We start from the raw sequence: 23832 nt of genomic DNA, 5'->3' as shown, positions 1-23832 counted from the left end.
CTTCCCATGTACCCGATTTCGGCATGGATCGCTTGTATCGCTATGTCGATCAGCACGCATGACCGGACCGTAGCGCGTAGCATGCCGTGCGTGGCTAGTCTGATCCGCGTAAGGGTTTTCGCCCGCCACGCGATGCACCTCGCGTAAGTGGCCGGTAAGTTGCAAAGTTTATGTTTGAACGTGAGAGCGGAACGTCGGCCAGTCATTTGTGCTGCAGTGCGGCATAAATGAAAGTGAAAGGCGAACGGGCCGCGGCGCAGCGATCGGCGATCGCTGCGCGAGGGTTGGAGACAGCGCGCGGCCTATCGATCACGGATGGCGGCGCCATCATGACATGGCGAGCCATAGGCGCGCCGGTACAGGTTTTACGTTTCATCTTCACCAAGGGGTTGTCGATGTCTGCGATTGAATCGGTTCTTCAGGAACGCCGTGTTTTCCCGCCCTCCGCTGAAGCAGCGGCTGGCGCGTCGATCTCCGGCATGGATGCGTACCGGGCGCTTGTCGCCGAAGCGGAGCGCGATTACGAGGGTTTCTGGGGGCGCCTCGCTCGCGAGACGCTAAGCTGGAACACGCCCTTCAGCAAAGTGCTCGACGAATCGAAAGCGCCTTTCTACACATGGTTCGAAGACGGCCAGTTGAACGCGTCGTATAACAGCATCGACCGTCATGTCGAAGCCGGCAATGGCGAACGCGTCGCGATCATCTTCGAAGCCGACGACGGCACCGTCACCAACGTCACCTATCAGGATCTGCTGCAACGTGTGTCGCGCTTTGCGAACGCGCTGAAAAAACGCGGCGTGAAGAAGGGCGATCGCGTCGTGATCTATATGCCGATGTCGATCGAAGGCGTCGTCGCGATGCAGGCGTGCGCGCGGATCGGCGCGACGCATTCGGTGGTGTTCGGCGGCTTTTCGTCGAAGTCGCTCAATGAACGGCTGGTCGATGTGGGCGCCGTCGCGCTCGTCACGTCCGACGAACAGATGCGCGGCGGTAAAGCATTGCCGCTGAAGAACATCGCCGACGAAGCCATCGCCATGGGCGGCTGCGATGCGGTGAAGAGCGTGATTGTCTACAAGCGCACCGGCGGCAAAATCGCATGGGACGAAAGCCGCGATCTGTGGATGCATGAACTCGCGCAGGCTGAATCGGATCAATGCGCGCCCGAGTGGGTCGGCGCCGAGCATCCGCTTTTCATCCTGTACACGTCGGGTTCGACCGGCAAGCCGAAGGGCGTGCAGCACAGCACCGGCGGCTATCTGCTGTGGGCCGCGCAGACCATGAAGTGGACTTTCGACTGGAAGCCCACGGATGTGTTCTGGTGTACCGCCGATATCGGCTGGATCACCGGCCATAGCTACATCACGTATGGTCCGTTGACGCTTGGCGGCACTCAGGTCGTGTTCGAAGGCGTGCCGACCTATCCGAACGCCGGCCGCTTCTGGGACATGATCGCCAAGCACAAGGTCACGTTGTTCTATACCGCTCCGACCGCGATCCGCTCGCTGATCAAGGCTGCCGAAGCGGACGAGAAAGTGCATCCGAAGAGCTATGACCTGTCGACGTTGCGCATCATCGGTACGGTCGGCGAGCCGATCAATCCGGAAGCATGGGTGTGGTATCACGAGAACGTCGGCGGCGGCCGTTGTCCGATCGTCGATACGTGGTGGCAGACCGAAACCGGCGGCCACATGATCACGCCGCTGCCGGGTGCCACGCCGTTGGTGCCGGGTTCGTGCACGCTGCCGTTGCCGGGCATCATGGCGGCAGTCGTCGATGAAACCGGTCAGGACGTGCCGAATGGGCAGGGCGGCATTCTGGTGGTGAAGCGTCCATGGCCGTCGATGCTGCGCAACGTGTGGGGCGATCCGGACCGCTACAAGAAGAGCTACTTCCCCGAAGAACTCGGCGGCACGCTGTATCTCGCCGGCGACGGCGCGGTACGCGACAAGGAAACCGGCTACTTCACGATCATGGGCCGCATCGACGATGTGCTCAATGTGTCCGGCCACCGCCTCGGCACGATGGAGATCGAGTCGGCGCTGGTGTCGAACCCGCTCGTGGCTGAAGCTGCTGTGGTGGGTCGTCCTGATGCGACCACCGGCGAAGCCGTTTGCGCATTCGTGGTGCTCAAGCGCGCGCGTCCTGAAGGCGAAGAAGCAGTGAAGCTCGCCAACGAACTGCGCGCCTGGGTCGCCAAGGAGATCGGTCCGATCGCCAAGCCGAAGGACATCCGCTTCGGTGAGAACCTGCCGAAGACGCGTTCGGGCAAGATCATGCGCCGCTTGTTGCGCTCGCTCGCGAAGGGCGAGGAAATCACCCAGGACGTGTCCACGCTGGAGAACCCGGCGATTCTCGATCAGCTCGGCGAGTCGCTCTGAGCTTAGGTTTGCCTGGGTTTGCAGCAAGGGTATGTCGAACGATATGCCCTTGGCTGGACCCAGGTATCGACCACTCACGTCAGGCAGTTAAAGCCACCGCGCGGACAATCCCGATTGCCTGACCGGTGGCTTTTTGATACATAGGCGCATGGCTGCGCCGCACCACTCCTCTCACGCTACGCTCAATCCCGCGCCCGAACCCCCTCCGGTCTCGGCAGCGATGGCGCGCGCGCATCAGAAATACTGGCGCTTCAATCTCGCGTTGATCGCGACGTTGATGACGTTGGGCTTCGTGGTGTCGTTCGTTTTGCCGCTGGTGGCGCCGGCGTTGGGTCAGGTGCGCTTCATCGGCTTCAGGTTGCCGTTCTACTTCGGTGCGCAAGGGGCGATTCTGATCTACGTGGCGTTGATCGTCGTTTATATCGTGCTGATGCAGCGCGCCGACCGCCGTCTGCAACGCGCTTTCGATGCGGATGCCAGTGCCGGTGCCAGTGCCGATTCCACCACGCCCGCTGCGCGCGGAAGCTGAGCCGATGAAGCTCACGAACCGGCTGATCCGCTCATACGCGCTCTATACGCTCGGCTTCCTGCTTTTTATCTATGTGATGTGGCGCATCGAGCGGACCACTGGCCCCGGCGTATGGATCGGCTATGTGTTCCTGTTCGTACCGATCGCGGTGTATGCGGTGATCGGGTTGCTGTCGCGCACGTCCGACCTCGTCGAATACTACGTAGCGGGGCGGCGCGTGCCGTCCGTCTTCAACGGCATGGCGACTGCGGCCGACTGGTTGTCCGCCGCATCGTTCATCGGTCTCGCCGGGTCGATCTATGCGACCGGATATGACGGTCTCGCGTATCTGATGGGCTGGACCGGCGGCTATTGCCTCGTCGCGTTCCTGCTCGCGCCCTACGTGCGCAAACTCGCGCGCTACACGATTCCCGACTTTCTCGGCACGCGCTTTTCGAGCAACGCGGTGCGTGGACTCGCTGCGTTAGCGGCGATCCTGTGTTCGTTCGTTTATCTGGTCGCGCAGATTCAGGGCGTCGGCTTGATCGCGACGCGTTTTATCGGCGTGGATTTCGCGGTTGGTATTTTCTGCGGACTCGCGGGCATTCTCGTGTGTTCCTTTCTGGGCGGCATGCGTGCGGTGACGTGGACCCAGGTCGCGCAATACATCATCCTGATCGCGGCGATTCTGATTCCCGTGTCGATGATCGCGCATAAGGATGGTCTCGGCTGGGTGCCGCAGTTCAACTACGGGCGCTTGATGGAGCGCGTCGAAGGCCTGGAGAAGCAGGTGCGTGACGCGCCGCTCGAACAGACCGTACGCGATGACTATCGACGGCGCGCCGAGCTGATGCAGATGCGGCTCGACACGTTGCCGCAATCGTTCGTCGACGAGAAGCTGCGCCTCACGCAGGAAGTCGCGGACTTGCGACGCCACAATGGTCCACTTCGCGAGATCAAGGAGCGTGAGCGGGCGATCGAACAATTTCCACGCGATGCCGCGGCCGCACAGATCGTCTGGACCCAACGCCGCGATGAGATGCTGATGCGCGCGGCCGCACCGGTGCCGATGCACGAGCCGTTTCCCGTCACGAGCGAAGAAGACAGGCGTACCCACGAGCGCAATTTTCTGTCGCTGCTGCTGTGTCTTTCGCTTGGCACCGCGAGCCTGCCGCATATCCTGACGCGCTACAACACGACGACCTCGGTGGCGTCCGCGCGACGCTCGGTCGGCTGGACGCTGTTCTTCGTCGCGCTGTTCTATCTGACGGTGCCTGTGCTGGCAGTGCTGATCAAGTACGAGATGCTGACCAACCTGGTGGGTCATCACTTTTCAGATTTGCCGCAGTGGCTCACGCAGTGGCGCAAGGTCGAGCCGAGTCTGATCAGTCTTGCTGACACGAACGGCGACGGTATTGTGCGCTGGAGCGAGATCCAGATGCAGCCGGATATGGTGGTGCTCGCCGCGCCCGAGATCGCGGGGCTGCCGTATGTGATGTCCGGGTTGATCGCAGCCGGTGCGTTGGCCGCGGCGCTCTCGACTGCGGATGGTTTACTGCTGACTATCGCCAACGCGTTATCGCACGACGTCTACTACCACATGGTCGATCCGACAGCATCGAGCCAGCGGCGCGTGACGATCTCGAAGATTTTGTTGCTTGGGGTGGCGTTGTTCGCCTCGTATGTGGCTTCGTTGAATACGGGGAATATTCTGTTTCTGGTGGGCGCGGCGTTTTCGCTGGCGGCTTCGAGTCTGTTTCCGGTGCTGGTGCTGGGCGTGTTCTGGAAGCGGACCACGCGACTCGGGGCTGTCGCGGGCATGGTGGCGGGGCTGGTGGTGTGCATCTACTACATCGTGTCGACGTATCCGTTCTTCACGCAGATGACGGGCTTCGCTGGAGCTCGGTGGTTTGGTATCGAGCCGATCAGTTCGGGCGTGTTCGGCGTGCCGGCGGGGTTTCTGGTGGCGATCGGGGTGAGCCTCGTGGACCGGAAACCGGACGCTTATACGAGGGCGCTGGTGGACTACATCCGGCATCCTTAGGCCGGTTTGCGCATGGGTCTGGCGCAGGGCCCGAAGTTTGCTATAATTCGGCTCCCCGCCGGAGAGATGGATGAGCGGTTTAAGTCGCACGCCTGGAAAGCGTGTATAGGTTAATAACCTATCCGGGGTTCGAATCCCCGTCTCTCCGCCAGAATTGAATGAGAAGCCGTTGAATTTAAAAGAATTCAACGGCTTTTGGCTTTTTAGGCCCATCGTCAGGCATTGGGTATGCAAACGCCCCTGTTCCCAGATCGAGCCAATCCGAAATATCCCGAGGTCCGTTTAGCGCGATGTCGACGCGCATCCAGCCACGAGGAATGCCGTCGTCATCCCCTTTCTCGTCGATTAGCGGGCGTGACTGCCTGCAAGAAATCGTACCACCTCAATTATGTTCAACACGGAAGCCATAAAGGCACCCGATGCTGTGCTGAAAACTCGCTGGCATTGTCTCTCGCGTTAAGAGTCACCTATTCAGTCCTGATTCGCGAACGCAAAGCCTCTTTGCTCAGCACAACCAGATAATTATCGAGGATTGTGAATTCTTGTTAAGACGTCGCGCACCTGACACGTCTTGACAATACTCACGGTGCGTTTCCGATATCCTCGACTACGGTATTAATACGGTGTTCGAAGAGGAATGAATAACCAGACGTACCGGTTCGCGTACAACAAGCTTTGAGGGATGTTAGTCGCGGTCGAAGAAACTACGGCTGGAACGGGCAAGGCCAATCATGGAGAATCTACTGCCGGACGGCGCCGTTCAGCTGGAGGCCAGACCATTTCAGTGTTCGCACTATGTCCATGCGGCGTTTGCCGCGGCCATGCCCGATGGTGTTGCGAGTGACTGAAATTAACGTCAGTTAATCCGGAATATAACATGCATTTAACCAGCGACTTTGACCTCACGAAACGCTGGTTTCAGTGATTTGGCCGCAGCGTCCTTGTCACTACTCGCCTGGACGAGTGATTGCTGCCGGCAGATCATGCTTGCCAGTTTTTGCCTCGCAATGCCACATCAGTAAATCTTCTGGTCGATAGGCTGAAGATGCTTTCTGCATCAGTGTTGCCCATTCACGTCACGTTACAAAATCAAACCATTGGTTACCAATTGTTTCTGATAAATTGCGTGCGCGTTCGAGTACATCAGACAAATACAAATGAATAATCGTGCATACCGGCTTGTATATAGCAAGCCGCGGGGAATGCTGGTGGCCGTTGCGGAAACGGCTACGGGAACCGGCAAAGCGAAGAATGGCGAAACATCCGTTTCCGCTGCATGCGGCCGGAGGACCATCTGCGTGTTTGCGCTGCGGCATGCGTCCTTTGCGGCGCTGATGCTGCTTGGTGCGCTGCCGGTACTTGTCGAAGCGCAGGTGGTGGCGGACCCCAATGCCGGCGCGAATCGCCCGACGGTGATCCAGACCGCGAATGGCATCGGGCAGGTGAACATTACCCGTCCCTCTGGCGCGGGGGTGTCGATCAACGGCTATACGCAGTTCGATGTGCCGAAGGCCGGCGTGATCCTGAACAACTCGCCAACGATCGTCCAGACGCAGCAGGCTGGCTACGTCAACGGCAATTCGAACCTCCTGCCGGGCCAGGCGGCGAAGATCATTCTCAACCAGGTCAACAGTAACTCACCGAGCCAGCTGCGCGGCTACGTTGAGGTCGCTGGTAGCAAGGCCGAAGTCGTGATCGCGAATTCCTCGGGCCTCATTGTGGATGGCGCCGGATTCATCAACACCTCACGAGGCATCCTGACAACCGGTTCGCCGATCATCGGCGCAAACGGCAGCCTGAGTGGCTTCAATGTCACCGGTGGCCAGATCACGGTGCAGGGCGCTGGACTGAACGCGACGAACGTCGACCAGGTGGATCTCATCGCTCGCGCGGTGGCGGTCAATGCGTCGATCTACGCGAACAACCTGAACGTCGTGACGGGCGCCAACCAGGTCGATCACGGCACGCTCGCCGCCACGCCCATCGCTGGCAATGGTGCGACCCCGGGTGTGTCAATTGACGTGAGCCAGCTCGGCGGCATGTACGCCAATCGCATTTTTCTGGCATCCAATGAAAACGGCGTCGGTGTCTCGAACGCGGGCGTAATCGCTGCGCAGGCGGGCGACCTGACGCTCACGGCCCAAGGCCAGCTCGTGCTCTCCGGCAAAACGAATGCGAGCAGCAATATGGTGCTGTCCGCGCAGGGCGGCATCAGCAATAGCGGCACCACCTATGCACAGCAGTCCGTCACGGCCAGCACCGGTGGCACCTTGTCGAACAGCGGGACGCTTGCAGCACAGCAAGGTCTCACAGCCAACGCTGGCAGTGTCGTGTCGACCGGCACACTGGGCGCGGGGATCAATTCCGATGGCTCGATTGCTCAGTCTGGTGACCTGACGGTCATCGCGGGTGGCTCCCTTTCGGCAACCGGTCAGAACGCCGCCGGAGGCAACGCGAGCCTCCAGGGCGCAGCGCTGAACCTGGCAGGCAGCCAGACGTCGGCCAACGGCGCTCTCGCATTGAAGGCGAGCGCTGGCGACCTGAATCTCACGAAGGCGACGACGACGGCGGGTGGTGCCCTGTCGGCCAACGCGAGCGGCGCGCTGACCAACGATGCGGCCACCCTTTCCAGCCAGGGCGTAATGCAACTGGCCTCGGCGAGCCTCTCGGATGTTGGCGGGCAAATCATGTCGCAGTCCACGCTCGATGTGCAGTCGGGCGGCTCAGTGAATAACCGTCAGGGTGTGATGCAGGCCGCGGGCCATGCTGGAATAAGCGCAGCATCGCTCGACAACACTGCGGGCCGCATCGTGTCGCTGAACGGCGACGGCCTGTCGGTCACTACGACCGGTGCGCTGGTGAACGCGGCGGGCACAACGGGTACTGGAGCGGCAGGCGGGGTGATCGGCAGCAACGGCGCACTCAACGTGTCGGCGGGCGCGATCTCGAATCAGGGGCAGCTCAATGCGACCGGCAGTGCGACCGTGCAGACCCAGTCGCTGGACAACCACGCCGGCAGCATCGTCGCGGGCAGCAGCCTCGGCACGACGATAGGCGGTGCACTCAACAACCAGAACGGCACGCTCTCGGGTTCCGCTACCACCATCTCGGCTGCATCGGCAGACAACACGGGCGGCACGATTGAGGGGGACCAGCTTGCGCTGTCCACGACCGGCAGTCTTGTCAATCGCGGCGGCAAGATCAGTCAGTACGGCAGCACCGATCAGCGTATTTCTGCGGGCAGTGCGCTCGATAACACCGGCGGCACGATCGCGTCCAACGCGACGAACCTGAGCGTCTCGACACAGTCGCTCACGAACGACAGCGGGACGATCAAGCACGCCGGAACCGGTACCCTCAACGTGACGAGTAGCGGGAGCGTTTCCAACACGGCCGGCAACCTCGTCACGAACGGTGCGCTCGCCGTAACCGGCGGCACTGTGTCCAACCAGGGGCAGATGAGTGCAAAGGGCAACGCCACGGTGTCCGCCCAGTCGCTCGACAACCATGCCGGTAGTATTGTCGCGGGCGGCAACCTGGGCGCGACCGTCATCGGCGCGCTGAATAACCAGAGCGGCACGCTCTCGGGGGCGAACACCACCGTGTCGGCTGCGTCGGCAGACAACACGGGCGGCACGATCGAAGGTGACCAGCTCGCCCTCTCCACCACCGGGAACCTCATCAATCGCGGTGGCGGCAGTATCCGTCAGTACGGCAGCACCGATCAGACTGTTTCCGCCGGCGGCACGCTCGACAACACGGGCGGCACGATTGCCACTAACGCAGCGAATCTCAATGTTTCGGCACAGACGCTAACGAACAACAGCGGCTCGATTCAGCACGCGGGCGCCGGCACACTGAGCGTCGTCACGTCCGGATCTCTGTCGAACACCAATGGGCAGATTGCGACCAATGGCGCGCTCATCGCACAGTCGGGAAGCGTCGATAACACCAACGGCAAGCTGAGCGCACAAGGCGTTGCGCAGATCAACGCGGCGTTGCGCAGATCAACGCGGCGTTGGGCATCGTCAACCGCGGCGGCACACTGTATGGTCAGACGGGGCTCGCGACGACGACCCAGGGTGCATTCGACAACACGTCGGGCTCAGCGCAGACAGCGGGCAACCTGTCGGTGACGGCGGGCGGCGCACTCTCGAATGCGAACGGCACGATATCTGCCAACGGCGCGCACGGCACGGCGGCTGTCTCTGCCTCGTCCATCGACAATACCTCCGGCAAGCTCAAAAACGCGGGGGACGGCGCAACCACGGTAGCGTCCTCGAGCGGCATCACGAACACCGGCGGCACGCTCGGCGGCAACGGCGACGTGACGGTGAACGCACAGCAGCTCACAAACACGGCAGGCGCACGGCTCGTCGGCGCGGGTGTCACGAACCTGAACGTAACGAACGGCGTGAACAACGCAGGCGGCACGATCTATGGCGGCACCGCGCTGAACGTCAACCAGTCCGGCGCCACTGTCACGAACGACGGCGGCATGATCGAAGGCGGCCAGAACGTATCGGCGCAGGTGGCATTGCTGTCGAACCAGGGCGGCACGATCCGGGCGAACCAGGACGTCACCGCAAGCGGCGCGATGACAGGCGACGGTACGATGACCGCCGGCCGCAACCTGTCGCTCAATGTCGCGGGCGACTACACCAACAATGCGGCGAACAGCCTGCACGCGGACGGCAACATGACGGTGTCCGCAGCCGGTACGCTGACGAACGCCGGCACGCTCGCCGCGACCGGCGCACTCACGGCAAGCGGCGCAAAGGTGGTCAACGCGGCCGGTGCGGACATCAACTCATCGTCAACTACGGTGACTGCAGCGGGCACGCTCACCAACGCGGGGCGCATCGAGGGCAATTCGGTCACCACGAACAGCGCGACGCTCGCGAACACCGGGACGGTGATCGGCAACAGTGTGCAGGTCAATGCGACGGACGTGCAGAACAGCGGCGCCGCGGCGGCGATTGCGGCCGCGCAGGCCCTGAACATCTACGCGTCGAATTCGGTCACGAACTCGGACGGCGCGCTCATCTACAGCGGAGGCAGTCTCTCGATAGCGAAAGATGGCGTGCGCGACGGATCGGGGATGCTGGCGGATCAGACGGGAACGCTCACGAACAGTGCCGCGACGATCGAGGCGGCGGGCGACATCGACATCGCCGCGCATACGGTCAACAACGTACGCACGGGCGTCGCGACGCAGGCGGGCACGGCACAGAACAGCGGCACGACCACGCTGACACTCTGGACCGCGGGTCTGTCGGTCGACGACCTTGCCTACTACCAGAGTTCGGTTTATCCGCAGTGGTACTGGAGCGCCGGGGCGATCGGTGGGGAGAGCATCGGTAGGTTGAGCACGCCGCTCACGGTCACCGTCCCGAAATCGCAGGTCACGAACCTCGATACGAACGCACAAACGCTGTCCTTTACGCAGCCGCTGACCGATACGTACGTCGCCGCGTCGAGCCCGCAGGTTCAGGTGTGCAACTCCCACGACTTCTGCCATTACCAGGGAGTCCCGCAGACGCGCAACATCACGAACAATGCGACGCAGTACTACAACAGCATTACTGACAACGGCAGCACGTACTCGATCACTCTCTGGCCGGACTACAACCCGAACACGAACATCCGTCCTGACCAGGTGAAAGTGCGTACCGATCTCGGTACGGACAGTCACGACTACGTCGAGATGTCGCGCACGTCGACGACGACCACTTCGACCGACCGGCTTTTGAACGCTGGCACGCAGGGTACCATCCAGGCGCAGGGCGCGATCCGTATCAACGCCGACGGCGGGGCCATCAACAACGAATCGTCGACGATGGCCGCGGGTGGCAATCTGGTGCGGCGTGCTACCGGCGGCAGCGTGAACGACACCGGCACGGTGTTGCAGCAGACCGCCACGGCAGACACTCAGTCGACCTACTTCTGGCACCAGAAGACCGGCGACAGCACCGACACGAAGGTCGTCGACGACGGCATCACGCAGAGCACGACAACCGTGGCCGCGTTGCCTGCGATCGCGACGTCGAACGGCGCTGTGCAGACGACGGCCGAGACGATCAATGTCGGCAGCGTGAACCGTGTGGGACAAACAGTTGCTGGTTCGGGCGTGACGGGTGGCGACGCGACAGGTACGCAACTGGGCGGCGTGAACGGGCAGACTGCGGGCGTCAATACGGCGACCGGCGTGGGCGGTCTCACCGTGCGTCCGCAGACGCTCGGTGGCACATCGGGAGGCATCCCGAATCTGAAGCTGCCAGTGAACGGTCTGTTCACATACCAGACGGCGCCGGGCGCGACGTATCTTGTCGCAACCGATCCGCGTCTGACGACGTACACGAAATTCGTTTCGAGCGACTACATGCTCGGACAGCTCGGGCTGAACCCGCAGACCACGGAAAAACGCCTGGGTGACGGCTCCTATGAGGAGCAGCTCGTGATGAACCAGGTCACGCAGCTTACCGGGCGTACCTTCCTTGCGGGTTACTCGGACAATATGGATGAGTACACGGCGCTGATGAACAACGGCGTCGCGTATGCGAAGTCCTTTAGCCTCACACCCGGCATTGGCCTGTCCGACGCGCAGATGCAGCAGCTCACGACCGACATGGTGTGGCTCGTATCGCAAACCGTGACGCTGCCGGATGGTTCGCAGCAGACCGTGCTCGTGCCCAAGCTGTATCTGGCCAAGGGCGACACCGTCGACCTTCAGGACAGCGGCGCGATCGTCGCGGGCAACTCGGTGAGTCTGAACGCCACAGGCAACGTGAACAACAGCGGGCATATCGTCGGCGATGTGGCGACGACAGTGCTCGGCAACAACATCGTCAATGGTGGCGTGATCGGCAGCGGCGGCACGACGGTGGTATCCGCTGTGCAGGATGTGCGCAATGTAAGCGGCCGCATCGGCGGTGTGGACACGGTGGTGCAGGCTGGGCGCGACGTTGTCAACGAAACGGCGACGTCTAGTGTCTCGAACACGCTGCATGAAGGCGGTTTTACATTAAGCGCGTCTTCCCAGAGCGCACTGGCGACCGGCACGATCTCGGCGTCGAACAACGCGGTGGTGCTCGCGCAACGCGACGTGAATCTGGCCGGCGCTGCGATCCAGTCCGGCAACAGCACGTTCGTTGGGGCCGGCCGCAACATCAACCTGAGCACGACGACCCTCACCGCGACACAGGATGCGGGCACGAACGACGGGCTGAACGGCGGCCACGACAGCGTGACGAAGAATGTTGGCAGTTCCGTCACGACGGGCGGTAATCTGACCACGGTATCGGGTGGCAACACGACGCTCACCGATGCGACTGTGAAAGCCGGTGGCAACGCGGCGATGATCGCGGGCAACGACCTGACGGTGACGGCGGCAACCGACACGCATTCGCACAACGAGCAGTCGCTTGGCGGTCCACAGGCAAAGTACACGAGCTCAAGCTACGACGAGACCGCACAGGGCAGCAACCTGAACGCCAGTAATAACCTGACCCTCGGCGCCGGGCAGACGGCGACCGCCAGCGCGCTCCTGTCGCAGTATCAGGTCAGCGTGGCAGCGGGTGCGCCGACCGGCGGCGGCAATCTCGCGGTGCTGGGTTCGAGCGCGACGACCGGCTCGACGGCCGCTGACGGCAGTGTGAACGGTGGATCCACCACGCTCGCCGCGACGGGCAATGTGACGATCGGCGCGGTGACCGAAACGCACGATTCGCAGAGCTGGTCGCACAACGACCACTCCGGGTTCATGTCGAACGACAAGACCACCGACCAGAAGTCCTCGCATCAGGTGAATTCGGTCGGTTCGACAGTCGCGGGCGATACGGTGAGCGCGAATGCTGGTCACGACCTGACGGTGGCCGGCTCGACCGTCGCCTCGACGAACGACATGACGCTGTCGGCTGGTCACGACCTGACGGTTACGACTTCGCAGGACACCAGCCAGAGCAGCCATTTCCATGAGGAGCAGAAGTCAGGCCTGGGCGGCACGGGCGGTGCCGGTATCTCGTACGGCAGCAACGATACGAAGGACACGACACACGACAACTCGGTGACGCAGAACGGCAGTCTGGTCGGCAGCACGAACGGCAGCGTCTCGATGACGGCGGGCAACAATCTGCACATCACAGGCAGCGATGTGATCGCGGCGCAGGATGTGACGGGCAAGGCGGCCAATGTCACAATCGACGCGGCTACCGGCACTAGTCACCACGACGACACGCAAGAGACGAAGACGAGTGGCTTCACGCTCGGGCTGGGCGGCAGCGTCGGCGATGCGATCAATAGTGCGATCCAGCAGACCCAGGCGGCGAGCAGCAGTCAGGATGGACGCGCGAAGGCCCTGCACGCGATTGCCGCCGTGGGTAACGCCGGCAGCGCGGTTGGCTCACTTGCCGGCGGCGGCGCCCCGGACGTCAGCGTGCAGTTGAGCTATGGCACGAGCCAGACGAAGAATACCTTCACGGAAGACCAGACGACGCAGACCGGCTCGACCGTGAAGGCTGGCGGCACGGCGACTTTTATTGCGACGGGTGGAGGTGACCAGGGCAACCAGGCTGGCAACGGCAACGTGACGATTGCCGGCTCCGACGTGACCGCGAACAACGTGGTGCTCAATGCGAAGAACCAGGTCAATCTGGTCAACACGACGAATACCGATACGACGCGCAGCACGAACGAATCGAGCAGTGCGAGTGTGGGCGTTTCGTACGGCACCAAAGGCTTCGGCGTGTCGGCGTCGATGAGCAAGGCGCATGGCGATGCGAATTCGGATGCCGCGACGCAGAACAATACGCACGTCACTGCCACGAACAGTGTGTCGATCGTCTCGGGTGGCGATACGAACATCGTCGGCTCGGATGTAAGCGCCAACCGCGTGTCAGCCAACGTTGGCGGCAATCTGAACATCGCGAGCGTGCAGGACACCACGGTGAGCAGCGCGCATCAGGAAAGCACGAGCGGCGGATTCAGCATCAGCCAGGGCGGTGGCAGCGCAAGCTTCAGCAGCCAGCACGGCAGTGCGAACGGCAACTATGCGGCGGTGACCGAGCAGGCCGGGATTCAGGCGGGTTCCGGTGGTTTCGACGTCAACGTGAAGGGCAACACGGACCTGAAGGGCGCGTACATCGCTAGCGATGCCGATCCGTCGAAGAACACGCTCACCACGGGTACGTTGACGTACTCTGACATCCAGAATCATTCGGACTACAGCTCGTCGACAAGCGGCTTCAGCGCGGGTACGTCGGGTGTGATGCCGATGCTGGGCCAGTCGGCGAGCGGCAGTTCCAGTGCAACGACGAAGAGCGGCGTGAGCACGGGCACGATTGCCGTTACCGATTCTGCGAGCCAGAAGCAAGACGTCGCGAGCCTGAATCGCGACACGTCGAACCTGAATGGGACCGTGTCGAAGCTGCCTGACGTGAACACGGTGCTTGGCAATCAGACTGATGTGATGAACGCGGCCACTGCGGCAGCGGAAGCGGTCGCGAAGGACGTCGGTACATACGCCGACTACAAGCACAATGCCGCGCTTGACGGCGCGAAGGCGGCGAACGCGCTTGGCGACACTGATGCGGCGGCGCAATACAAGCAAGATGCAGCGGACTGGGCGGAAGGGGGCGCGGATCGCGTCGGTATGCACATTGTGGCGGGTGCCGTGCTTGGTGGACTCGGTGGTGGCAGCTTTGGCAGTGCGCTCGGCGGTGCAGCCGGTGCGGGTGTGTCATCGGCGATGGCAGGCAAGCTGAACGATCTCAGCCAGTCCATCGTTGATGCGAACCCGACCGGTAATGCGATTGCAAACAACATGCTTGGGAACATCCTGACGAACGCGCTTGCCGGCGCGGCTGGCGGGCTGGTCGGTGGCAATGCCGGTGCATTCTCCGCGTCGAATTCGGATATGTACAACCGCCAACTCGATTCGCGAGGCAAGGAGGAGGCTCTTGCCAGGAAGCTGGCAGGCTTGAGCAATGGCCAGTACACCGTACAACAGATGGCCGACATGCTGCGATTGGCGGGGATCAAGGGCAGTTCGATTGCACCGGACTCGGTTGCGACCGTGAATGTCGCTAATGCGGGTGCCGTGTACGACAATCCGTCGACGGGTGATTCGGGCTCGCAGTTCATGTACGATGGCAAATCAACCATTGGCACGCAGGCGTTACCGACCGCCAACGCGGACGCGATCCAGTTCATCATCGGCCAGACGGGGGGCAAGAATTCCCCGTACTACTGGAGCACGGCAGATATGACTCCAGCGCCCGTGTACTCGAGCACGCCGATCGACTATGGGTCACAAATTGGCCCGCATGGAGCAGGATATTTCTCCTGTGCGAGCACTGACTGTCTGGTCTATAACGCCAACGTTGATCCGAATAACCCGGGCACGCAGGCGATGTATCGGAGTGAGAATACTGCGCTGCTCGTCGGTGGGACGGTCTTGACCGGCGTAGCAGGTCTAGTTGCGCCGGAAGCTGCTATTGTGATCGCCGCGGCAAACAATGGCATGCGTACATATTCGGGCGCCGCTGGTGCAGCGGTCAATGCGGCCTCTCAGGGCATCCAGATCTTCAAAGACCCCACTAAGGAGTTTGATTTTGTTGATACGGGCAGCGCGTTCGCGACCAACTATGCCACGTACGGTACCAGTGTCGCAGTCACTGTCGGCGCTACTGTAGCGACGTCTGTCGCAGCCGACCTGTTGGTTAAGCCTGTGACGAACAGCAATCCACCTAGTAAGGGAGACGCAATTGCAAATGCCGGCACGAACGCGGTGTCGAGTGCTGCTGGCTATGCGATCGGCGATGCTGTAGGGGAGACGGCTGGCCCGTTTGTGGGAGCGGGCGTATCAGAACTCCTTAACTGGGGAAGTGGTGCTATGCAGAATTATGTTTCCCCGTCGAAGACAGAGAGGAAATAGATCTATGCGAAAACGTTTGACCATCTGGTGTCTTCTAACAAGCGCGATTTCTATCGCGGTCCTTTTGTTACTGCCGCTAAAAATCGCCGCGGGCCACTATTTGGGCGGCCACCCGTGGCCTAACTTGGCTGCTCTTTCGTTCCGCGATGTGTTGTCTTTGCTCGGCGAACTTGTGCTACTGGCTGGCCTAGTTTCCTTTTTTATCGTGCTTGGTAACTGGTTTTGGCCGGACAAATTCCCGCTCCGCGCGAGATTCGGGCGCAAGGATGACTAACATGTACAACCGCCAGCTTCCTGGCAAGAAGGAGGCCCTTGCTAGGAAGCTGGCAGGCTCGAGCAATGGCCAGTGCACCGTACAACAGATGGCCGATATGTTGTGGCTGGCGGGTGTCAAAGGCAACTCGATAACACCGGATTCGATTGCGACCGTGAATGTCGCTAATGCGGGTACCGTGTACGACAACCCGTCCGCGGGCGAGCCAGAACGAGTCAGAGCGATTCCGTTTGTCAGCAAGATACCAGGAGTAAAGCCATGATCGATCTTCAATCCGGGAAAGTAAGGTTCGATGACGGATTTGAAGTCTCGTGTGCGACGACAATCGCGCAGCTTGAACGCTCTGTCTCAACGAAGCGGTCTCCGGCGACACCAGACCATACCCAGCTAAGCATCGGTGCCCACATTTCCGGGCAGAGAACTTGGGGGGTGGGCGCGATTTTTTTTCGTGAACGGTTAAAGCAAATTTGGCTTCAGTGTCTTAACGCCGATGGCGTTGATCCTGACGCTTGGGACATAGGAAACGAAAAAGCAAGAAAGAAGTTTCATGATGAATTTCCGATGGTCGCATGTTTCGGGAAGAGTGTCCTTGAAACATCTCCGGCTTCTTTGGGGTGGGCGTTTTCGTGGGGGAAGATCCCCTCGGTCATCGACATGCGTGGGGTGCAGGCATTGATCGTTGTCGACTATTGACAGTGCTGAGCGAATATATTTGGTCGTTTTATGTATTCACTTGCGCCTAATCGCTGTTCTGCTGTTGGCGTGGCTTTTTCAAATGGTTTAATCCAATCGCTGCAGATGGCGTCCAGGAAATGCTGAGCGGTGGCTATAACGGTGCGACGAGTGCGCTATCTCCACCCACTGCTAAGACAAAGAAATGACAAAGACAGTCATAAGAGTCTTCTTGCTTGGATGGTTATGGCTAACAATCAAGCTGATCTTTGCTGGCGTCGTCGGAACGGCAATTATGATTTTGGTTACCGGGCGGACCCTTGATTTTCACCATCGATCATTCGGAATGGTCTTTTTGCTATATTTTGTTCCAGGCTCCCTTGCGGCGTTCTTCGTACGACTAGGCATCTTGCTCGAAGGAAAATAATTCGGATCTGTATAGCCGTCAATTGCACCCGACGGAAGCGCAAAGGTCGCGCAGCTATGGCATCAGTCTCTGAGTGGAAGAGACTTTGGCGTGGAAAACGGACCCAAAAACTCAGTGGCGAGAGGGCGTTTCATGTGAGTGAGCGGCATCAATGACGAGGCAATGACCGTCGTTTTCGCGCAGTACGAGGGGTTGGATTTCAACGGTACTTTATCTGTCGCATCGGGGGAGCTATTGAAAATTGTGGAAGCACGATGACACGTAACTTGTCACTCTTCATCCGTGTTCTGACGGCAGGCGGCATCTTCGCCCTCACTGCCGGTTGCACACCCTCACATTACGTCACAACTGCGGCTCCAGACTATCAGCCGCAAGTTTCGGCTCGTGTGCGTATCCAGTCGGGCAATGACCTGCAAGCTGCTTCGTTCAGAGTGGGTGCGTGCTATTCGAATGGTTGGCAGGGCGACCCGCAGCGGGTCAGCGTCGACGACGGTTTCTGGGCGCGCTACAAATACTCGTCACGCAGCGTTGTGATTGGCATGCCACAGAGTCCCCGACCATGGATGCGGATCGAGGGTCTGCGTTTCAAGGACACGATCCGGGAATACGTCGTTCCGGCTGGGCAGCCGATCACGTTATCGCTGAGTACAGCCGGTGACGTAGGCAGCAGCAAGTACGGTGGCTATTCGTGGGCCTGCAAGCCGCACGAGATGACCTTCACGCCGATCGCTGGGCAGGATTACGACGTGTACTTGGCCTTGCAGGAAGAAGGACGCAAGTCACATGGCTGTTCGATCGAGGTTCACCACATCGATGCCAGTGGACTGGACGAACCCGTGCAAACGCATTACGCACCTAAATGTCCGTCGTCTGACGCAGAGGCCGCGACAAAACGGGGGCCGTAAAAAGCGCCAAGCAGTCAGATCAATAATAACCAGTAGAGAAAAAGACCAATGCAACACTTACGCGTTGCGATAGCACTGTCGGCAGGACTGACGGTGACAGCTTTCGGCGCTTCGGCGCAAACGTCGCCGCCTTCGCCCGATTTCGCAAATGCCGCACGCAGCGCGGCACAGCAACAGCAACTCATCGAGCAGCAGCGTCAGGCGCAAGAACGCGCTCAGACCGTCAATGCGCCTGCCGTCCGATCAGGCACACCCAATGCCACAGGCTGGCCTGATCTGCCGATCGAGGCGCCGTGCTTCCGCATCCAGTCATTCGTCCTGGACGTACCGGCGACGTTGCCCGATGCCGTTCGTGCGCAAGGTGACTCGGCGCTGCCGCAGGACCGTTTTGCCTTTGCCCGTGAATGGCTTGATCACTATAGCGGTCAATGCGTCGGCAAACAGGGGGTGGATCTGATCGTCAAGGGCCTCTCGCAGGTGATTCTCAGCCGAGGCTACATCACCACGCGCGTGCTTGTCCCGGAGCAGGACCTGTCGAAAGGAACGTTGCGCCTCTCGCTCGTGCCGGGTGTCATTCGCAAATTACGCTTTGCCGACGCCGCAACGCGTGGCACGTGGAAGTCCGCATTTCCGGCACGTGGCGGCGACCTGCTCAACCTGCGTGACCTTGAACAGGGGCTTGAGCAGATGAAGCGCGTCGCGAGTCAGGACGTAGATATGCAGGTCGTGCCGACCGAAACGCCTGGTGAGAGTGATGTCGTGATTACCGTGAAGCGCACGAAGCCGTGGACGGCCGTCGCCTCGATCGACAACTCCGGCCAACGCGCGACCGGCAAACTGCAAGGGAATCTGTCGCTTGGCATCGACAACCCGCTCGGGCTGAACGACATATTCAACGTCGGGGCGAATCAGGATCTTGAATTCGGGGATAAACGCCTGGGTTCGCACGGCTGGAACGGTTCGTATTCGATCCCGTGGGGTTACTGGACTGCCACGCTATCGGCTAACTCCAACACCTACTACCAGCAGATCGCGGGTGCGAACCAGACTTTCGTCTCGAGCGGCAATTCGCAGACGGCAGGACTCAGGCTCACGCGCGTGCTTCGCCGCAGCCAGGACGACGTGTTCGGCTTCGAGGCCCAACTGACCAAACGTTGGGGCGCCAGCTTCATCGAAGACACCGAAATTCCGCAGCAGCACCGCGACAACACGTTCGTCGAAGCCGGACTGACCGACCGTCACTACTTCGGGGCGGCGCAGTTCGACGGCACACTCGCATACCGGCAGGGCATCGGCTGGCTAGGTGCGATGCCCGACACGTCGGGCGACGGTCCGACGTACCGTTTTCACATGGCGGTGCTTGACGCAAACCTCTCGGTGCCGTTTGCGATCGCGAACCAGAACCTGCGTTACGTGACGACCTTTCACGGGCAGTTCACCAACGACACGCTGAACTATATTGACGACCTGACCATCGGCAGCCGCTACACCGTGCGCGGTTTCGACGGTGAGACGATGCTCGCGGCTGAGCGCGGATTTTACTGGCGCAACGAGCTGCAAGTATCGATTGGACAGACGGGGCAGTTCGTGTACGCAGGGATCGACTACGGTCACGTGTTCGGTCCCAACACGGCATTCCTGGCAGGCACGCAGCTCGCGGGCGCCGTCGTCGGTTTGCGCGGCAGTGTGTCCAGCCATTTCGGTGCGCTCGGTTATGACGTGTTCGCAGGGACACCGTTGTACAAGCCAGCCACCTTCAATACAGCGCGCGTCACGTTGGGATTCCAGCTGACCGCCCAGTTCTGATGCGTTCCCGAGTGCCGCTGCCGCGTCTGGTTTCTCCGCTTCGCGGTGCTGGGCAAGATCCCTTTTATCAACGTCAACCTCTCACGACGACTATCAAGTGACTTTCATTACTCGTTGAGGACGTAGCAAAAAGCTTCTTACGATTGCACGCGGGCATCGTTTAGATCGGTCGGCATGAAAAAACGGTGGCCCGGCTGAAGCGCGATGTTTTTCCGTGTGGCTGTTCTTGCAGACGTTTTCTTCACCGCTACGTTTATGTCCGACGTATACCGTCCAGGCGAATACAATTCGCTTGGTACTTGGGCGGATACTGAGAGTTTTAAAACGAAGGCTGGCTTGCCTTTCCCGACGACTTTGGCGATTTTGCCTTCGACGCCGTCGGCAACAACAATGCACGGAGGACAAATGTCGAAGCGCGTGTTGTTTGCGGTTTTGCTCCTGACGCTCGGCGTGATCGGGCAGTGTGCGGCCGCGCAGTCCATGATCGAACTCAGGATAGGCGGCAAGACCCAGTCGTTTAGCCAAGGGGCGCTGCTGGCGCGTCCGGATGCCGCTGAGATTCACGTTCCGGTAGATGTGGCCTACGGTACGTCGACGACCTATCGCGCAGTGCCGCTGGCCGACCTGCTCGGCGGCGCGACGTTGCCCACGGACAGCGTGCTCGAGGCACGTGCGACCGACGGCTTCGCCGCGCAACTGCCGATGGACCTCGTGCGCAATCGTGATCCTGCGAAAGCCGTCGCATGGCTCGCGGTCGAGGACCCGGCTCAGCCGTGGCCGAAGCTGCCGGGCAAGCCGGTCAGCGCCGGACCGTTTTACCTGGTATGGATCGGCAGGGAAGCGGCATCCGTGCGCAGCGAACAGTGGCCTTACCAGATCGCGCAACTTGCTACGCAACCCTCGCCATCCGCGCGTTGGCCGGTGCTCGGCGTCGATCCGATGCTGCCGGCAACCGATCCGGTTCGCGCGGGCCAAAGCCTGTTCATCACCCAGTGTCTTGCCTGTCATCGGCTCAACCATGCGGGCAGTGCGGACACCGGCCCCGACCTCAACGTGCCGATGAATCCAGTCGAATACTTCCAGCCCGCTGCATTGCGCCGCTACATTCGCAATCCGGCATCGGTTCGAGACTGGCCCGGCCGGACCATGCCCGCTTTCCCGCAGGAGCAACTGAGCGATCGCGAGATCGATCTGATCATCGCTTATCTTGCGTACATGGCGCAGCGGAAGGTTGGACGGTAACTCACTATTCCACCTGATTGCGCGCCGCGAGCGGATTGACCACCTTGCCGACGTCTATTGCACTGACGACCCGCGCCACGCGCAGGCGTGAAATGCCGGGATCCCAGCGGACTTCCACAAAATGCACGCCATGAATGAAAACAAAACGTAATAAAAATATTTCCAAATATTTCTAAAGAACTCGTTAGTAATGTCGTTATTCGTCTTACGAATTCTGCGACCGCAGAAGTCGCGCGTATTGAACGAATCGACCAAGAGAACCCGCAACGAACAGTTGCGTGAAAACAGGAATGTCTAGCCGCACACGGGGAAGCAGCGCAGGCCACGGGAGCCTGCGTCTGCGTCAATTTCATATCAGGTTGATTGTCGCCGCGCTTATTGCCGTGCCGTGCGGTATATATGCATTTGGCATATCGGTCGACGGTGGAACGGCAATCAAGATTTCAACCGCTGCAAATGGCCATCAAACCGTCAATATCGCGCCGACCGTCGTTGGGGTTTCGAACAATACGTATAACGGCCCGGTTATCGCGGCGACGAACATTGATCTGCAGAACGCGCAAACGGTCACCAACAGCGGCACGATCAAGGCGGCGAACAGCTTTGCGACGCTTACTTCTACTATGCGGAAGGCACACCGCAGTCAGTTATCAATGCCGCAACAAAAGTACTCGGTTCGAATTTTGTGAAACCAATTCCTTAACTGAACGATATGGCTTCCTTTACCTACACAGCTTGGACAAATGGATCTGCAACGCAATTGCTTGAGAAGTTGAAGCATTTGTTCGATCAGCGAAATTTCTCAATGAAGAATCCTCAGTCGGGGATGTGTCATGTTTGGAATGGCGAAGGGGAGTGTCGTCAGATCGACGCCGATTCTCTGCAGACCATTCAAGAAGAAAAATTGCCGCTGGGGATTCAGTGGTGGCGTGGCGGCGAGGACATTTTCGTCACCTTAGCGGCCAACAAATCGGTCGGCGGCACAAATTGCAATGTCCGTCTTGTAGCATTAACCCGAGAAGAAGAAGCGGAAATAGCGAAGCTGATGATCCTGCACATCGTTCCAGAGAAGAACGTTTTTCCTGACGATTTTCCAGTTTTTCAACTGGACGCTCAGTAAACGCCGGTCGAACCTGTATACCCGGCAGTTGCACCCACAAGAAAAGACCAAGGCACAACAGATAGCCGCGAATGCGGCAGCTCAAGGTATCACGAACCCAGATGAATCGCCGATTACAGCGGGTCAGATTGAGAGCGCGATGCGTGCGGCCAACAACAGCCAGTACGGAGAGATTGTCGCGACGGGCGTCGTGGTGCCGTTGAACGCGAACACCCCGGCCACCGCGGTCTACGACACGACCGGCATGAAGACGGTAAGCGACAGTTTGGGTAACTATCTTGTGCAGGATCCGTCGATGCTCGCGACGCCTTCGCGGGCGCTGCAAGACCTGATTCAGCAGAACACCGGCGGTACGAACCGTCTTCGCTGGACGTACTTCACCATTTTCCTGAAAACCAAGCTTATATGAAAAACCTCTTTGCTCTCTCCCTCCTGCTTGGCGTGCTACCAGCATTCGCTGCAGCGCCCAAATGCCAGACACAAACTATTGGTCAGCACACCTCGAAGATCTGTATCACTGAGGTGCCGTTTCAGCACGACTACTACACGCTATCAGTCGACAACGCCGTGATTCTTTCCGCGCCCGACGACTACATTGAAAATGTCTCGCTCACCCACACGATTCCCGAGGACGCGGGCATCGAATTCCCGCTGTCGAACCAAGGCACCCCAATTGTGACCATGCAGGGCGGATGCGTGCCTGTCAGTGACAAGCAGACCACGGGATCGAAAACGGTCAGGGTCGAGGTGGCTCGCGTTTGTTCGTTCAAGTGGGGTAACGAACAGATTGTCAAGGACCTCCGCTTCAGCTTCGAATGAAGTACGCACGCATGCATTGGCCGGCCGACATCGTGGAGCGATAGCCTCGGCGTCGCTTGCAGCGCTTGATACATTCGACCCCACCACATAAACCAAAACTCCATACCAAACCACAACGCTAGAAGACCGCATACTATGAAAAAACTCCTCCTCACCGCTCTCTGTCTCTCAACGACCTCCGCCTTCGCCGCCAGTCCGGTTCTACTGGAAACCCCAGTCACCTATGCACCGGACGCCAGCGTCGTCGATCAGATCAAAAACGAATGCCACATCGAAGACATGCTCACGAACCACGTCGGCGAGGTGCTCCGCAAGATCAACAGAACCGGCGACGGCACCATCGCATCGCAAGCCGACGCGGGCGGCGCAAAGATTCTCAGATTGCAGATCACCCACGTACTGGGCGTCGGCGGCGGCGCGTGGAGCGGCCCCAAGGCTACGACTGTGAGTGCGGATCTGATTGAAGACGGCAAGGTCATCCGTCACACCAAGATCAACCGCTGGTCGGTCGGCGGCATGTGGGGTGCGTTCAAAGGAAGTTGTTCGATTCTGGATCGCACGACCATTGTGATCAGCAAGGACCTGAGCCGTTGGGTGCGCGACCCGTCCTATGAGATCAAGGAAGAAGCTCCGCCGAAAGAGGCTTCCGCGCCGACGGCTCAAACCGATTCGGCGAGTTCCGCGAAGGCCGAGTAAGCGGTCGT

At 60.1% G+C, this 23832-nt stretch carries 17 protein-coding genes and 1 tRNA gene; 17 read left to right on the top strand and 1 reads right to left on the bottom strand.

Going from position 1 to position 23832, the window contains the following annotated elements; genetic code table 11:
- Positions 1 to 395 precede the first annotated feature (395 nt).
- The 12 genes from acs to M0D64_RS36810 all read left to right on the top strand — a co-directional run bounded on the left by acs (position 396) and on the right by M0D64_RS36810 (position 21189).
- Positions 396 to 2378, top strand: coding sequence for an acetate--CoA ligase (gene acs, locus M0D64_RS36865; protein ID WP_266261343.1), 1983 nt, complete (start codon positions 396 to 398; stop codon positions 2376 to 2378).
- A 148-nt stretch (positions 2379 to 2526) separates the two neighbouring features.
- Positions 2527 to 2907 carry a DUF4212 domain-containing protein gene (locus M0D64_RS36860; RefSeq protein WP_266261342.1) on the top strand — a complete coding sequence of 127 codons (381 nt, stop codon included), beginning with the start codon at positions 2527 to 2529 and terminating at the stop codon, positions 2905 to 2907.
- A gap of 4 nt (positions 2908 to 2911) precedes the next feature.
- Positions 2912 to 4930 (top strand): sodium:solute symporter family protein, encoded by a 2019-nt coding sequence (locus M0D64_RS36855; protein ID WP_266261341.1) that lies wholly within the window; start codon positions 2912 to 2914, stop codon positions 4928 to 4930.
- 60 nt (positions 4931 to 4990) lie between these two features.
- Positions 4991 to 5081 (top strand) — tRNA-Ser (locus M0D64_RS36850).
- A 1006-nt stretch (positions 5082 to 6087) separates the two neighbouring features.
- Positions 6088 to 9066 carry a filamentous hemagglutinin N-terminal domain-containing protein gene (locus M0D64_RS36845; RefSeq protein ID WP_266261340.1) on the top strand — a complete coding sequence of 993 codons (2979 nt, stop codon included), beginning with the start codon at positions 6088 to 6090 and terminating at the stop codon, positions 9064 to 9066.
- Positions 8949 to 15863 (top strand): hemagglutinin repeat-containing protein, encoded by a 6915-nt coding sequence (locus M0D64_RS36840; protein WP_266261339.1) that lies wholly within the window; start codon positions 8949 to 8951, stop codon positions 15861 to 15863. Before M0D64_RS36845 ends, M0D64_RS36840 begins: the two co-directional genes overlap by 118 nt.
- 4 nt (positions 15864 to 15867) lie before the next feature.
- Positions 15868 to 16137, top strand: a complete 270-nt coding sequence (locus M0D64_RS36835; RefSeq protein WP_171928124.1) for a hypothetical protein — start codon at positions 15868 to 15870, stop codon at positions 16135 to 16137.
- Position 16138: 1 nt separating this feature from the next.
- Positions 16139 to 16399, top strand: coding sequence for a hypothetical protein (locus M0D64_RS36830; RefSeq protein ID WP_154565538.1), 261 nt, complete (start codon positions 16139 to 16141; stop codon positions 16397 to 16399).
- Positions 16396 to 16830, top strand: a complete 435-nt coding sequence (locus M0D64_RS36825) for a hypothetical protein (RefSeq protein WP_266261338.1) — start codon at positions 16396 to 16398, stop codon at positions 16828 to 16830. The genes M0D64_RS36830 and M0D64_RS36825 overlap by 4 nt, the downstream gene beginning before the upstream one ends.
- A 660-nt stretch (positions 16831 to 17490) precedes the next feature.
- On the top strand, positions 17491 to 18141 hold the full coding sequence (locus M0D64_RS36820) for a hypothetical protein (protein WP_266261337.1): 651 nt from the start codon (positions 17491 to 17493) through the stop codon (positions 18139 to 18141).
- Positions 18142 to 18189: 48 nt separating this feature from the next.
- Complete coding sequence (locus tag M0D64_RS36815; protein ID WP_266261336.1) at positions 18190 to 19947, top strand: ShlB/FhaC/HecB family hemolysin secretion/activation protein; 1758 nt, start codon at positions 18190 to 18192, stop codon at positions 19945 to 19947.
- A gap of 405 nt (positions 19948 to 20352) precedes the next feature.
- Positions 20353 to 21189 carry a cytochrome c gene (locus M0D64_RS36810; protein WP_266261335.1) on the top strand — a complete coding sequence of 279 codons (837 nt, stop codon included), beginning with the start codon at positions 20353 to 20355 and terminating at the stop codon, positions 21187 to 21189.
- A gap of 4 nt (positions 21190 to 21193) precedes the next feature.
- Here M0D64_RS36810 and M0D64_RS36805 read toward each other — a convergent pair whose 3' ends face one another.
- A complete protein-coding gene (locus tag M0D64_RS36805) occupies positions 21194 to 21355 on the bottom strand; it encodes a molybdopterin cofactor-binding domain-containing protein (RefSeq protein WP_266261334.1) in 162 nt (53 codons plus the stop codon).
- 112 nt (positions 21356 to 21467) lie between these two features.
- On the opposite strand from M0D64_RS36805, the gene M0D64_RS36800 reads away from it, so the two are divergent.
- From M0D64_RS36800 to M0D64_RS36780, 5 genes are all read left to right on the top strand, one after another.
- The gene (locus M0D64_RS36800) at positions 21468 to 21878 is read left to right on the top strand and encodes a hypothetical protein (RefSeq protein WP_266261333.1); all 411 of its coding nucleotides are present in this window, start codon (positions 21468 to 21470) and stop codon (positions 21876 to 21878) included.
- Between the two features lie 23 nt (positions 21879 to 21901).
- Positions 21902 to 22309 carry a hypothetical protein gene (locus tag M0D64_RS36795; protein WP_154565544.1) on the top strand — a complete coding sequence of 136 codons (408 nt, stop codon included), beginning with the start codon at positions 21902 to 21904 and terminating at the stop codon, positions 22307 to 22309.
- 139 nt (positions 22310 to 22448) lie between these two features.
- Positions 22449 to 22718 (top strand): hypothetical protein, encoded by a 270-nt coding sequence (locus M0D64_RS36790; protein WP_154565545.1) that lies wholly within the window; start codon positions 22449 to 22451, stop codon positions 22716 to 22718.
- Positions 22715 to 23128 carry a hypothetical protein gene (locus tag M0D64_RS36785; RefSeq protein ID WP_266261332.1) on the top strand — a complete coding sequence of 138 codons (414 nt, stop codon included), beginning with the start codon at positions 22715 to 22717 and terminating at the stop codon, positions 23126 to 23128. The genes M0D64_RS36790 and M0D64_RS36785 overlap by 4 nt, the downstream gene beginning before the upstream one ends.
- 135 nt (positions 23129 to 23263) lie before the next feature.
- Positions 23264 to 23824, top strand: coding sequence for a hypothetical protein (locus M0D64_RS36780; RefSeq protein WP_266243339.1), 561 nt, complete (start codon positions 23264 to 23266; stop codon positions 23822 to 23824).
- The last annotated feature ends 8 nt before the right edge of the window (positions 23825 to 23832 follow it).

The organism is Paraburkholderia sp. WS6 (assembly GCF_030464835.1).
Taxonomy (GTDB): domain Bacteria; phylum Pseudomonadota; class Gammaproteobacteria; order Burkholderiales; family Burkholderiaceae; genus Paraburkholderia; species Paraburkholderia madseniana.
The sequence above is the reverse complement of the archived record's forward strand: the minus strand, read 5'-3'. Positions and strand labels throughout refer to the sequence as shown.